10 protein-coding genes and 3 pseudogenes are annotated in these 14,256 nt (G+C 41.6%); 2 read left to right on the forward strand and 11 right to left on the reverse strand.

Annotated features, from left to right (window positions below; translation table 11 throughout):
• Positions 1-139: 139 nt before the first annotated feature.
• From CRI9333_RS17620 to CRI9333_RS17655, 8 genes and pseudogenes are all read right to left on the reverse strand, one after another.
• A complete protein-coding gene (locus tag CRI9333_RS17620) occupies positions 140-511 on the reverse strand; it encodes a hypothetical protein (RefSeq protein WP_015204533.1) in 372 nt (123 codons plus the stop codon).
• Complete coding sequence (locus tag CRI9333_RS25090) at positions 508-951, reverse strand: hypothetical protein (RefSeq protein ID WP_015204534.1); 444 nt, start codon at positions 949-951, stop codon at positions 508-510. Before CRI9333_RS25090 ends, CRI9333_RS17620 begins: the two co-directional genes overlap by 4 nt.
• A 163-nt stretch (positions 952-1,114) precedes the next feature.
• Entirely contained in the window at positions 1,115-2,497 is a 1,383-nt protein-coding gene (gene opcA / locus CRI9333_RS17630; RefSeq protein ID WP_015204535.1) for a glucose-6-phosphate dehydrogenase assembly protein OpcA, read from the reverse strand.
• A 129-nt stretch (positions 2,498-2,626) separates the two neighbouring features.
• Complete coding sequence (gene zwf / locus CRI9333_RS17635; protein WP_015204536.1) at positions 2,627-4,156, reverse strand: glucose-6-phosphate dehydrogenase; 1,530 nt, start codon at positions 4,154-4,156, stop codon at positions 2,627-2,629.
• Between the two features lie 234 nt (positions 4,157-4,390).
• Positions 4,391-5,548, reverse strand: a complete 1,158-nt coding sequence (gene tal / locus CRI9333_RS17640; RefSeq protein WP_015204537.1) for a transaldolase — start codon at positions 5,546-5,548, stop codon at positions 4,391-4,393.
• 123 nt (positions 5,549-5,671) lie between these two features.
• Positions 5,672-6,736, reverse strand: coding sequence for a class 1 fructose-bisphosphatase (gene fbp, locus CRI9333_RS17645; protein WP_015204538.1), 1,065 nt, complete (start codon positions 6,734-6,736; stop codon positions 5,672-5,674).
• A 328-nt stretch (positions 6,737-7,064) separates the two neighbouring features.
• A pseudogene (locus tag CRI9333_RS17650) lies at positions 7,065-8,350 on the reverse strand (IS4 family transposase).
• Positions 8,351-8,505: 155 nt separating this feature from the next.
• Complete coding sequence (locus CRI9333_RS17655; RefSeq protein WP_198013581.1) at positions 8,506-9,612, reverse strand: RNA-guided endonuclease InsQ/TnpB family protein; 1,107 nt, start codon at positions 9,610-9,612, stop codon at positions 8,506-8,508.
• A gap of 39 nt (positions 9,613-9,651) precedes the next feature.
• Between CRI9333_RS17655 and CRI9333_RS27410 the strand changes: the two genes are divergently transcribed.
• Together CRI9333_RS27410 and CRI9333_RS17660 are read left to right on the forward strand one after the other, a co-directional pair.
• Positions 9,652-9,825, forward strand: a complete 174-nt coding sequence (locus CRI9333_RS27410; protein ID WP_015204539.1) for a hypothetical protein — start codon at positions 9,652-9,654, stop codon at positions 9,823-9,825.
• Between the two features lie 193 nt (positions 9,826-10,018).
• Complete coding sequence (locus CRI9333_RS17660; protein ID WP_015204540.1) at positions 10,019-11,101, forward strand: ATP-dependent 6-phosphofructokinase; 1,083 nt, start codon at positions 10,019-10,021, stop codon at positions 11,099-11,101.
• A 75-nt stretch (positions 11,102-11,176) separates the two neighbouring features.
• Here the strand turns inward: CRI9333_RS17660 and CRI9333_RS17665 are convergent, their stop codons facing one another.
• From CRI9333_RS17665 to nrdJ (CRI9333_RS17675), 3 genes and pseudogenes are all read right to left on the reverse strand, one after another.
• A complete protein-coding gene (locus CRI9333_RS17665) occupies positions 11,177-11,395 on the reverse strand; it encodes a hypothetical protein (RefSeq protein WP_015204541.1) in 219 nt (72 codons plus the stop codon).
• A gap of 117 nt (positions 11,396-11,512) precedes the next feature.
• Positions 11,513-12,580 (reverse strand): annotated as a pseudogene (gene nrdJ, locus CRI9333_RS17670) (ribonucleoside-triphosphate reductase, adenosylcobalamin-dependent); the annotation flags it as partial.
• Between the two features lie 352 nt (positions 12,581-12,932).
• A pseudogene (nrdJ, locus tag CRI9333_RS17675) lies at positions 12,933-14,159 on the reverse strand (ribonucleoside-triphosphate reductase, adenosylcobalamin-dependent); the annotation flags it as partial.
• Between the last annotated feature and the right edge of the window lie 97 nt (positions 14,160-14,256).

The following is a 14,256-nucleotide window of genomic DNA, read 5'->3' on the forward strand; positions in this document are numbered from 1 at the left end:
CCTACAGTTCTATATCTGAGGCTAGAGCATCTATCTTACCTTGATAGCTCTAGGTTACACACTTGATCTGGAGGCATAAATGTATTGAGTTTTACAATTATTTATCTAAATTTATACCAGGAGGATGAGAAAAAATATTTTATTGCAACCTTTTTGAGCTTGCTCGAAAATGTACTTGTCCATAAATATTTCGTAGTTGCATTTTTATTTGGCTAGCTTGCACAGATGCACCGATATTCAAATTTATGCCATTTTTTGATAATTGACCAACGGCAATAGATGTTGATGCTTGGTAGTTTTGTTGATTAATCTGCTGATTTGTAATATTCAATTCAAAATTGTTGACAATATTACTAAATTGTGGTTTATTGTTTTCAGTTTGTGAGTTAGTGTCTAAGATTTGAGTAGGTTCACTTTGAGCCGATGCGATCGCGCATAACATCAAGTTAATACTCGCTGAAGCAAACAGTAACAACCCCATTGATTTAGCTTTAAAAAAATAGTAATTCATCGTTGATTTTCTCCTGGTTGAGTAATAGGAGGAACAACGGGACTAACTTGAGGTGATGCTTGAACTTCACCCAAAGCTTCTGAAACAATGCGGTCAATATCACTAAATACACTGGTGATTTCCAGATTTATACCAATATTGCGATAAGTAACACCAGCTTGCACAGGTTTGGGTAAATTTACTCTTTCAGTCTGCCAACCTGTATTTCTTTGAGGACTACCTGGAAACTGAATTTGAGAATTAGGCACTACTTTAAAGCGTAGTTCTTGTGCCGTCACACTAGAAGTGATAGATACATCTGCTGTATCTGGATCTGTTGGTGTACCGTAGGTGGTTATAGCTGGTTTTTGTAGTTGTGGTTGAGTTTGTGCTACAGCAGATTCAATGCTTAGACTAACCAATCCTAGTACTATCAACTTGATTGCTAAAACTTTTTTCATCAGCTAAGTAGCTCCACCTTAAAAAATATCAAACAATTAGTCCCCACTCCCTGTTGACGGGGAGGGGCTGGGGGTGGGGTTTTACAATTAATTCTGTTGACCTACTTATCACCCCTTGAAAATAAAAGAGTGTAGATTAATCTACACTCTTTCATCTTAAGAATTAATTTTGCTCGTCTGACACATTCAAGCGGAGGATTTGCCCCGTCACTGCCAAACTTTCTTCGTAAAGCATATCGCGACCCCAGCGACGCAATTGCTGACTTAACAACTGTTCAGGCTTTTGGTCAGTTAAAGGCGCTACTTGTAGAATCCGACAAGATTGCGCCCTACCACCAGCTTCCATCCGCATACAACCACTGGTTTCTGAACAAAGCACAGTACAACAATCAGCTTGTTCATTGGTAGAGTCTAAACGTAAACCCACTAAATCACCAGCAATTTCTCCCCAATCGGCTGTGGGAATTCCAGCTAACTCAGCTTCTACTTGCCGTTGATCTGCTGTAACCAAATGAATGCGTTTGATGTCATAATCGCCAGATTCTTCTGTACAAGAGACAGGATGCCATTGTAGGCGACTTGCCAACCAGCCTAGAAACATCAAAGCTTGATTAGGATTACCTTTTTCGTAATCAATTGTTACGCGATCAATTTCCCTGACGGATGCTCTTCGTTCTGGTGGATCAAAAGCTTCAGCCGCCAATTCTTGCCAAGCAGCAATGCGTCGCCAGTTGAGATCCGCTACAGGAATGCCTTGTTCAAATAAATTGAATACCCGCAGTAAATCAGCTTCGGGACTATTGAAAGAACTTGAGTCAAGTATTACAGAAGTAGAGATTGTTGCCAGTCGCTTAAATAAAGCATTATTAATGTCAGGTGTAGCTTTCCACCATAAAAACTTAGGTAGATCGCTAATCATTAACTCACTGACAACCCCGCCGTTGCGTTCTAGTGCTTCAGTCGTACCCTTAATAGTGACGTATTCACAGCAGACTAAGGTGTTATTGCTGTGTTTATTGATTGGGCAATAAGCAGACACTTGTGCGGTTACGCCTTGATCTTCTCCAGTTGTGGGGAATAAGGCAATGATCCGACAAGGGTTAGCAGCAGCGATCGCATCTGCAACTACAAACCCGCGATCGTCTGAAAACGCTAACCGTTTAACTGCATCTGCGTCGTTATCTTCAGCAGCAGGGCTAAGTTTAGCAAATTTCTCCCGCAGAAGAGCGACAGTTTTATCATCTGGCTTACCTGTTATCGGTAGCCCGTAAGCTTTCTGAGCCGCCTTGATACTTGATGCCGTTAGCGGCCCATCGATCCCATCAATCGGACCTCTATAAAACCCTAGTGCTGCCAAAAGCTGTTGGGTTTCTTCTGGTTCATAAACCACAAAACTAAACGTAGTCGCCCTCGTCGCCGAGGGGGAGTCCCCATCGCCATTATTGTTGTAGCTTTGCCAAATTTGCTGTAGTTCCGCCTCAAGCTCATTAATTGAGACATCTTTGGGCGACTGTAGCGGAACCATTGGAGGTGATTGTGTTGCCATAATATTTATAAGTTTTGAATTTTGAATTATTAATTAATTAGCTATCAGCGATCAGCTATTAGATCGAACCTAACTTCTCGTTTGTCATGTTCGCTTTTTGGCTGATAGCTAACAGCTAAAAGCTAGCAGCTACAACCTGCGCCACTTACGACCATCTTGGTTAATCAGTTGTTCTGCTTCTTGGGGTTCCCAGGTTCCTGCTTCATAAGTAGGAATTGATGATGGATCTGTTGGCGCGTCCCAAGCCGAGAGCGCAGGTGTTACAACTCGCCATGCTTCTTCTACTTCATCAGAACGAGTGAACAAAGTTTGGTCGCCTAGCATACAATCTATTAACAGGCGATCGTAAGCATCAGAGCTTGTCACTCCAAAAGAAGAACCGTAACTAAAGTCCATATCTACTGAACGAGAACGCAGATCTGGTCCAGGCATTTTTGCTTCAAACCTGAGAGAAATTCCCTCATTAGGGTGAATTCGCATCACCAATACATTAGGGTTTGCTTGTTGAGCAGCAGATTGAAAAATTAATAAGGGAACTTCACGAAACTGAATGGCAATTTCCGAGACTTTCTTGGGCAACCGCTTACCAGTTCTGAGGTAAAAAGGCACTCCCTGCCAACGCCAGTTATCAATCAGCAGCTTCATAGCTACATAAGTTGGGGTTGTGGAGTTGGGGTTTACTCCTGGTTCTTCTCTGTAACCAGGAACTCGCTGACCTTTCATCCATCCGGCTGTATACTGACCCCGCACGGCTGAAACATCTAAGTTATGCACATCAGCTAAGTGGGTTGCTTGCAGAACTTTCAACTTTTCTGTACGCATACTATCAGCGTCTAAGGAGTTGGGAGGTTCCATCGCTGTTAGACAAAAAATCTGCATCAGGTGGTTTTGCAGCATATCTCGCAAAGCACCTGAACTTTCGTAGTAACCTGCCCTGTCTTCAACACCGACAGTTTCTGCTACTGTAATTTGAACGTGGTCTACAAATTGGCGATTCCACAAGGGTTCAAAAATTGCATTGGCAAACCGGAAAACCAGCAAGTTTTGAACTGTTTCTTTACCTAGATAGTGGTCTATTCGGTAAACTTGTTGCTCTTTGCAGACTTTTTGCACTACTTGGTTAAGAGCTTTAGCGGAGCTAAGATCCCGTCCAAATGGTTTTTCAATTACCAGACGGGTTTTCATCGGATCTTCCATCATTCCCGCCGCACCTAGCTGGCGGATGGCTTCGGGAAAGAATTTCGGAGCAACTGAGAGGTAAAATACACGGTTTCCCTGAGTTCCGCGTTGTCCATCTAGTTCTTTGAGAAATTCTTTCAGGCGCTGGTAGCTTTCTGGTTTGTCGATATCACCTGGACAGTAAAACAAACCTTGGGCGAAGTCTTGCCACTTTTCTTCTGAGCCTATACCACCCCCAAATTCCTCTACGCCTTCCCGCATTTGTTCGCGGAAGTAGTCGTGGCTCCATTCACGCCGTGCCACACCTACCACAGTAATTTCTGGCGGTAGTCGGCGATCGCGTTTCATCTGATAAATTGCTGGCACTAGCTTGCGCTGTGTCAAGTCTCCAGATGCGCCAAAGATTACCAAAATTTGCGGTTCTGGTACTCTTGTCTGCCGCAAACCCACGCGCAGGGGATTTTCTAAAAGTGTAACCATATTTTAAAATCCTAATTTCAATGGGGAGATGAGAAAGCTAGGGAGGCGAAGATCAATTAGCTTGTTGCAAAAATCATGATTTTGTTGTTTAGAACGCAGATTAACCGCAGATAAACGCAGATATAGCGCCTTAGCGCTTCCCGAAGGGTACGCAGATGAAATACACGATTTATGCAATAGGTCTAATATATTCCTTTTCTCTCCTCTCCCCTCTCCCCTCTCTCCTCCCTCTCTCTACACAGTTGCTAGTTTCTTGACTTTCTCTTCTAGAGAACTCATCAAAGATTGGAATGGTTGCACAAATTTATCAATTCCTTCAGATAGAAGTTCGTCCATTACTTCATCTAAATTGATATCAATGTCGGGATCTTTGAGGCTTTCTATCAGGTTATAAGCTTGATCAACGTTTGTTTCAATCCGACTAGCAGGATCGCAATGATCGGCACAAGCTTCAATAGTTGCTGGTGGTAAGGTATTAACTGTATCTTGTCCAACTAGCTCATCGACGTACATTACATCGCTGTATTCAGGATTTTTAGTGCTAGTACTTGCCCACAGTAAACGTTGAACTTTGGCTCCTTTAGCTGCTAGTGCTTGCCAGCGATCGCTTTGAATTATTTCTTTATACTTTTGGTAAGCAATCTTAGCGTTGGCGATCGCAATTTTACCTTTGACAGCCCGAAGCACAGCTTCTTTTTCTAGTCTGTCAACTCCTTTAGTCAGCTTGGCATCAATTTTAGCGTCGATATTATTATCAATCCGACTCAAGAAGAAACTTGCTACTGAAGCAATGTTGCTAATATCTTCACCTTTCGCTGCTCGTGCTTCTAAACCTCGAATGTAAGCCCATGCAGTTTCTACATAACTGTTGACCGAGAATAGTAAAGTAATGTTGACGCTAATTCCTTCACTAATAACTTGTTCCACTGCTGGCAAGCCTTTAGATGTGCCAGGAATTTTAATCATCACATTTTCGCGACCGATTTGCTGATAATAGCGTCGGGCTTCTTCAATTGTTTTCTCTGTATCATGTGCGATCGTTGGTGGTACTTCGATGCTGATATAACCGTCTAATCCTTTCGATTCTTCATAGATTGATCGGAAGGTATCACAAGCGTTGCGGATGTCTTCAAAAACCAATGATTCATAAATTTCTTGCACTGATTTTTTGGCATTAATTCCAGCTTCAATATCAGCATCATAAGTAGCATTACCTACAATTGCTTTCTCAAAAATGCTGGGATTTGAAGTGATCCCACGTAAACCGCGACTTTCAATTAAACTTTTTAATTCACCGGATTTAATTAAATCGCGGGTCAAATTATCCATCCAGATACTTTGACCGTATTGTTCTTCAATTGTAAAGATAGGATTCTTTTCTGTTGCAGTCATTTCTTGACTCCTAAAAAATTATGAATTTGGCTATTGACATTGAAAGTTAAACTTTTAGTTTGTACAAACAGGAGCAATTGTGGGGATTTTAATAGTAATCTTGCGATCCCAATCTTCTCGGCTTCAAGAATTGCTGCTCACAGTTTCGCCTGATACCTTTGCCTGTTTCTGTATAAAAGACTCCACCAATGCTACGTCTTCTTTGCTGCCAATAATCAAAGGTGTCCGCGCATGGATTTTTTCAGGCACTACATCTAAAATATCCTGGGTTCCGGTACTGGCTCTACCACCTGCTTGCTCCATCAAAAACGCTAGAGGGGCAGATTCATAGAGTAGTCGCAGTTTACCTTCAGGCTTTTTAACCGTACCAGGATATAGGAAAACGCCTCCTTGAGTAAAAATTCGATGGATGTCTCCAACTAACGCCCCACCATATCGTGCAGTGTAACCCTCTTGGCGATGGACATAACGAATGTATTCTCGGAGTGATTCATCCCATTGCCAGAAGTTACCTTCGTTAACACTATAAATGGAACCGTGTTCTGGTACACGGATATTTTCATTAGACAGGATAAATTCACCTAAACTGGGGTCAAGAGTGAAAGCGTGGACACCAGTACCGATGGAATACACTAGCATTGTGCTGGGACCATAAAGAACATACCCAGCCGCTAACTGTTTATGCCCATCTTGCAATAAATCACTAGCTTCTCCATTAAGATCGTCACCTTCTTGCTGACGAATCGAGAAAATGGAACCAACATTCAAATTAATATCAACGTTGGAAGAACCATCAATCGGGTCATAAAGCAGAGTGTAACGTCCAATTGGGCAGTTTTCAGGAATGTAATAAGGTTTGTCCATTTCCTCTGAGGCGAGGCGACAGACTAACCCACTTTGCTTAAATACTGAGATAAATACGTCATTGGCATAGATATCCATCTTTTTGACGGATTCTCCTTGGACGTTCACATCACCAGTAAAGCCTAAAACACCTTCCATTAAACCAGCACGGCTGAGGCGACGCGCTATTAGCTTCGCTGCCAAACCAATGCGATTCATGATCGCGCTGAGGTCTTGTGCCTCTGCTGAGAAGCTGTGAAGTTGTTGCAGGACGTGACGAGATAGGGTCGTGCAGTCCCGATCTAGTGCTTGTTCCTGCACCAAAGGTTGAGCCACGTCTACCATGAAATCGTCCTCCGTATCGCTCTTTGGCGCTTGCCGTTTTTAGGGCAACTACAAAAGAAGTACCACCCTGAGACGAGCAATATGCCTGGTCGTCACTTTCTATTTTAAGTAGGTATTTCTAATTAGGTGTGTGACATCTCCCATCACTGACTTGGAGTACCAAGTACAGTGTGGGCTTCGCAACCAATCCGGCTAATGCTTAGGAGGCGTTGCGCTTTAAGGACTGGATGACCCTCAGCCCTATTTTTAATATTAATCGCTGCATTGTGGTCACGGTCTAGATTCATTGGTGACAAGTTAAGCCTGTAACTGTTTTGTCAAGAGGCTTTCAGAGAATTGTTGAAAAAAACTGGTCAGACCCTCGTTGAAGATTGGGAAAAGGAGCGACAATCAACTTAACATTGGGGTTTCGTTGCTGTTTGATAATACCTAAATCTCGATTTTCGGGATCAGCAAAATACTTAACGGGGTCTGTTGCCTTACCTTTCTGATGAGCCATAGTAAAATGATAAAGACCGCGATAAATCATTTCTAATGAAATCTCGTCGAAGGGGAGAGCAAGTTCATCTGCTACGGCATCACCTAAATCTACTAAAACCGCATAAAATAACCAGGTCGCCCAAATTTGTAACTTAATTCCATTGATTGAACCCGTCCATAAATAACTTAAACCTAAAAGCCTCTTGACTGTGTTAAAAGCATCTTCAATCCGCCACCGCCGCCGATATAAATCTGCTACCACATAAGGGGGTAAAATATTAGGGTCTAGGACGCTGGTTAAATAAGAATGCCAGGTTTTTCCTGACCTGACTTCAATCAAACGCAAGGTAATAAATGGAGTCTTCTTTGTGCCAGAACCAAAGCGTATCTTCCGATCTCTCAGTTCATAACTATCGGTAAATATTTGTTCTACTTTGATTGCTGCTCCTTTTTTATTCTCGTTATAAAATCTACTTTTTTCTCAATTAATTGAAACCAAAAATTAAAGTGATAAAACCCTCTATCCAATAACAGCAAGGTGTTTTTTGTTACTAAATTTAGAATGTTTTCTTCAAGTTTAATATCAGAAGCTTTAGAATTTTCTTCAAACCAAATTTCTACAGGTAATCTAGTCATTAAATCAATTACTGTACTCATTTTTCCGGCTAATTGCCCTCTTTGAGTCTCTTCTAAGCTTTTTAACTTCCTAAACAATGCCTCCAATGTTGACCCATCTACTATCCAAATCTTCTCAAATTTTGACAAGGTAAATTGAATACTTTCTGGCAATGGACGTTGATTTCTACTATGCCAAGTTGCTCTTAAACTCGGCAATAAATCTTTAAATACTTTTTCAAATAATTCAGATGGAAATGTTAAAAATCTTTGTGATACCGCTTGTTGACTAACTTTTGTGGGACTACACCACAGAAAACCATCTCTGGCTAACATTCTTGTTAGTTCTCTGACTCCTGCCACATCTCGCCACAGCAAGGTCAACACCGCCGCCATCATCAACGGTAAATTCAGTATCCGTTCTCTGAGTCCTAATTTTCGGTAGTAATTTTCTTGATTTGTAATGGCTGGTGTCAGTAATTTTTCCAATTGCTTGGCTATTACTTCGTCTTCCACCAGTGGTCGTTGTTTCTTTTTCGCATGGTCTCGATTGGTTTTTCGGCTTTGTGTCATGGCTGGTCTAAATCGCTCAACTACTTGTCTAGACTGAGTTTCTCACGATTTTTGACCTAGCCAAATACCACCCTTGACAATTTTCTCTTTTCCTTAACTTGTCACCAATGGTCTAGATTACATCTACAATGAGGGCAATCATGCCAACGTTCATGCAGCTTTTTAGGTACTTTTTCACCACAATTAGAACAGTCTTGAGATGTGTTTTTTGGGTTTACAGCTACCACTAACAAACCAGCATTTTCGGCTTTCTTTGTTAGTATTGATACAAAACTTGACCACCCAGCATCTAAAACAGATTTAGCTAATCTAGTACGAGAAAGACCTTTTATATTCAAATCCTCAACTGCAACGACATCATATTTTTTCAATAAGTTGTTAGCAGTTTTGAAATGAAAGTCTTTGCGTTTGTCAGCAACTTTTTTATGCTGTTTCCCTAGTTGTTTTACGGTTTTTAATCTTCTATTACTTCCTTTTTTGCGACGAGATAACCGTTTATGAATTACCTTTAACAGTTTTTGGGCTTTACGATAATATTGAGGAATAGCAACAGTTTCGCCTTCCGAAGTTGTCAAAAATTCTTTTAAACCAACATCAATCCCAGTAATTTTATTTGGGTTAAAATCATGTGTAATTTCAGGAACAGTCGCATCTTCCAGAGATAACGTAACGTAGAAGCCATCAGCCTTTTTGGTAATACAAGCTGTTTTTATCTTAAAACCATCAGGTATCGGACGATGCAAAACAAACTTAAGCTTACCAAACATTGGTAAGTTAATTAAGTTGCCCTGCAAGCATCCATCTTTTATCTGGGGATAAGTAAAGGTACGGTAACGATTACGTGCTTTAAACCGAGGTTTACCACTACGTTTACCGTTACTGTCACCTTTAAGGAATCTATCAAATGTTAACTTAACTCTTTTAACTACATCTTGGAGGACTTGAGAGTAAATTTCTCCGTACCAAGGATGAGTCTTTTTGAGTTGAGGCAACGTTTTTTTCTGCGAGTAATAATCTGGGTTATCTCGCAGTTCTGGTAGGTGACAAACTAAGGGGCAAGCATTGATAGGACTCCGGTTCTGTTCAAACCAGTTAAATCTATCAGCCAACAAATAATTGTACTGAGCGCATAGCATAGATAGCCATCTGTCAAGCTCAGTAATTTGTTGTTTTGTTGGTCGTAGTCGATACTGGTAGGCTGTTCTCATGCTACCATTTTAACGCAAAAACAATTGTTTAGGCAGTACATGAAGAATATTTCTCTCCGAATTTCTGATCTTGAAAAGCAACATCTCGATGAGTTTTGCCGAATCACCGAAAGAACCCAAAGTGATATTCTTCGTCAATACATTCGGAGTTTGGCAATTAAGGGGGTATTGAACCCACTTGATTACCCAGGCTCTCATCCCAACACTGACTGATTACAGTACAGTGCGGGGCTTCCCACCAGTAAAGCTAAAGGAGTGACATCCTCCCCCACGCTTATCAAAGATATTTAAAGTGAAAGTCTTTGCATAAAAATCTTTACACTTACTTTCTTGTGCAAGGGTAAGTAATTAAGGTCAAATACAGATTCAGGGCTTAGGTAACACTAAAAATAGAGAATTTTTCAATATGGGAGCAGACAAACGCATTGGTATTCTAACGAGTGGTGGTGATTGTGCTGGACTTAATCCTGTAATTCGTGCTGTTGTGCATCGCGCTATCGGCACTTATGGCTGGGAAGTTTTAGGTATATGTCGCTCTACTTTGGGATTAATGACTAATCCACCTGATGTAACCAAGTTGGAGATTGATCGGGTAGATTCTTTACTGACTATGGGTGGAACGGTGTTGGGGACAACAAATAAAGGTGATCCCTTTGCTTTTCCGATGGCTGATGGTAGTTTGTGCGATCGCTCCCATGAAATTATCGACAATTACCATAAGTTAGGGTTAGATGCCTTAATTGGGATTGGTGGTGATGGTAGTTTGGCAATTCTGCGAAAAATTGCCCAGCAAGGCGGGATCAATTTAGTCGGAATTCCCAAGACTATTGATAATGATGTTGGTTCTACGGAGATATCTATCGGATTTGATACAGCCGTCAACATTGCTACTGAAGCATTGGATCGCTTACACTTCACTGCTGCTAGTCATAGTAGGGTAATGATCCTAGAAGTGATGGGGCGCGATGCTGGACATATTGCCTTGAATGCGGGGATCGCTGGTGGCGCAGATGTAATCCTCATTCCTGAAATTCCTTACACTCTAGAAAAAGTTTGTCGCAAAATTAAAGAACGTCAAGTTCAAGGAAAAAACTTTTCGATTGTGATTGTCTCAGAAGCGGTATGCACAGAAGCAGGCGATTTGATCAAGAAAATGGATCGCTTTGGGGAGTGTCGTTTAGGTGGAATTGGTCAATATTTAGCTGAAGAAATTGCTGGTGCTAGTGGTGCAGAAACAAGAGTTACGGTTTTAGGACATATACAGCGAGGCGGTATTCCTTCACCACAAGACAGATTAATTGCAGCAGCTTTTGGTGTTGAGGCAGTTGATTTGATTGCTGCTGGTAAGTATGACCACGTTGTAACTTGGCAAAATCGTCAAGTTGGGTGTGTCCCGATTACTGAAGCGATCGGTCAATATCGTGCTGTTGATCCTCAAGATACTTTAGTCAAAACTGCTAGAGGTCTAGGTATTTGCCTGGGAGATTGAAAACAATTGCTCTGTTGATTTCTCCACAGAGCAATCTTATTACTAAGTAGAGACCTATTCTGTGCAGTCTCTACTTTAGTCGATAGAAATAGACTGGGGCGCACTGCTTTTGCCATTTTCGCTACCAATGGTAGAAGACGTTGAGCTAGTAGCACCTGTCTGTTGATTTAGCCAGCTATTGACTGGCTCATCAGCTAAGTTAAGCCGAAACATTCCAGAGAATAACCCACCGAAGAAAGCACTCGGTTGTTGGGTAAGTTCTTTAAATATTGGTGTTAGTTCATCTAGAAACATGGAAATTATCCTCGATCCTGTCGCTTTATTCGTTTAATTCCTTTGGATTCTAGCGTTTCTTTTGGTAGGGTTGGTGAGCTTGGGCAATCTTAATTTTAAGATTGCCCGATGAAGTTATTAAAGTTTTTGTTCAGAGAATAAGCACTTATCTGAGTCGCAACCTGCTGGTCCTGATTCTGCCATCTCTCCTAAGTCATATTGGCTCAAGGCAGCATGGAAATCATCGGTTTTGCGCCGTACTACTACTTCCTGCATCAACTGGTTATATGTTGCCTTAGATATTGGCTCAAATGGCAAGCGTGGGAAGGTTTGCAGGTCGTCAAACCGAGCTAGAAGGGCGGCTGAGATATAGCCTTCGTCATCTCGGATGGCTTCGTAGAGGCGAGTGCCTAAAGTTTCGATTTCGTTCTCCCGTAGCTCGATAGTGGCTGAGGTATTGTGTCGCACATAGAATTTTTGTACCTGCATATAAAAATCTAGTTGCGCGATCGCACTAAATTTACTGATGTCAACTTGATCAGCACCAGGTAAATCTGCCCACAGTACAGCTACAGGTATTTCTACTAACCATTCTGAACAACGGGGATCAAAAGGATCGTTGAGCAGATTACCCTTTTCGTCCTTATCAGATTGAGAAGGAATAACGTTGTATCCGTAATCAATACAGGCAAGGGCGACTGGATCATTTTTTCTGAAGGTGATCCGTCGTAGAAAACGTTGTGCCTTGGGCGGATGCCATCCTGGTGATGCACCTGTAAGGAGAGATTTTGTCCCCGAAGGTTGCACTGTTGTACAACGGTTGGGGCGTTTTATGCCGTGGCGATCGCAATAATCCCACACTGTTCGATGCACAGTCTCACGCCAACGAGTTAAATACTCTTCTTCTTGGCGCTTAAACTCTAATCCTTGTGCAGTTTGGGGTCTTCCTTCAGCCCACCAATGCAACCAATCTACACCAAAAGCTTGCACAAAGAAATCAAATAATCCTGTGAAAGATACCCCAACAATGGGATCTAATTCTCGTGATTTTTGGTAGCGTTCTTCCTGAAATTTATGGTTAAGTAAAACTGCTACAGATAATGCACTAGCAGAGAAAGCTTCTTCTTGTTCTTTGTAGTTATCTGGGTCAATTTGATTTAGGTGAATCTCCGAAAGGTTGCAGTGAAAGTTCGCACCAATAATTTCCATTTTTGTTATCCTAAAGGCTTTTTATCCTTTAGTTCTGTTCCTTTGATTCGGCACACTTACAACTACAAAAAATCATTCTTTTTTTGTAAAGTGTGTATTTTCCTGGCTGGCTGAAGAAATTCGTTAATAAGTTGAATTTAAGATCAGAGCGAGTAAGGAAAACAAACAGATCGGCGTACTTTTTCTACTTAAAGTAGTTGGAGACTCTTGGGAACGTTTTATTCTCGGTTTGCGAGGTTCAGTTCCTACGCTCTACGGTGGTAAAAGTTTTTTATTTCCTTTACTTACCTCGGAATTAGCATCTCAGCTTTCTCCGATTTTCTCCAATTTTTAACGTGAGGCAAAATTACTTACCACACGGATTTAAGCCTAGACGACTTAAGCGATGTTCTATTTCATCTAAATTTAAATTTGGGTATCCCTGTTTTAACCAATCTTGAGCTTTGCCTTGATCATAAGCTTTGATAAAGTCAATTTTTAGCTCAGTTGTATTGATTAAATCACAATTTGCTCTCGCTAAAGCTTCCCCTGCCCATTGAATTGCACCTTCCCCTGAGTAATACTGTTTTCTAACAGCATCTATGCACTCTTGTTCAGTAGGTTTGTGATGAAAAACCCTTGTGTGGTTTGCCATACGCAGGGAATCTCTTTCAGGATCAATGCGCCAATTCCCCTCAGTATCTTGCTGCCATAAATTTTCTTTAGCACCTGCAAAGGCTTGATCGTCACTTGCCCCCTGCCTCATGCCCGCGCTTCTCCTTATGTTACCAGCGACGATGGTAACAGCAGCTTCATCTATTAATAAACAGCATTCAACTGAATTTAATTGCCGTCCTACAGCTTTATTTAAAATAGATGCACAACGTTCATAAAGTCCTGATAATTTAACAGGATTCGCAACTCCACCAAAACCTTTTAATTTTTCTCCAGCAGGACGAACATCGCTGAGATCAATAAAGACTTTTATTTCTCCTGCAAACCGTTCATCACTCGATAGTTCTAGTAAAGCTTGATAAGACTGCACCCAACCTTGGCGAGAGTCTCCTACGTGGATGGTGACGCGATCGCTCTCTACTTTAACTTCTGTTTGCTCACGGCGATCAGAAGCCGGAGTAGCGCCAAGTTCACCTTGGTTGGTTACTATCAAACGGTTGCGAATCGCTGGCAGTTGGTTGATATATCTCGGTTCAAGGACAGCACCTGTGCCACATCCCATCATGGCAAGATCCATCATTAAACCAAAAGCTCGCCAATCTAGTACATTAGTACTGGTACAATTATAAGCACCAGAAAAATTTTCTGGTTGTTCGCTCCATTCTGTACCACCAACCCACAACCAACGACCAGAGGGGAGAGCTTTGATTTGGCGCTGCATCTTCAGTATGACTGCTGCTTCTGCCTCTGTAAGCTTCCCTAACCTAATTAATCCACTTAAAGTGCGATCGCACACCTGCTCCCAAGTCTCACGACCTGCTGCTGTACGACGGCTATATGTTCTAAAAAATACAGGGTTAGCAGCAGGTGCAGTTTCAGGGAACTGGGATGTCTGGCGTACCCGCTCAAGCTCTCGAACCATAGGTCAAGTAGTAATCTTTTTTGGACAGATCACGACTATACGCTATTTAGATATAGTGGTAAATATTGAAAATTTTGGGGAGTTGCGCTATATATAG

Source organism: Crinalium epipsammum PCC 9333 (assembly GCF_000317495.1).
Lineage (GTDB): Bacteria > Cyanobacteriota > Cyanobacteriia > Cyanobacteriales > PCC-9333 > Crinalium > Crinalium epipsammum.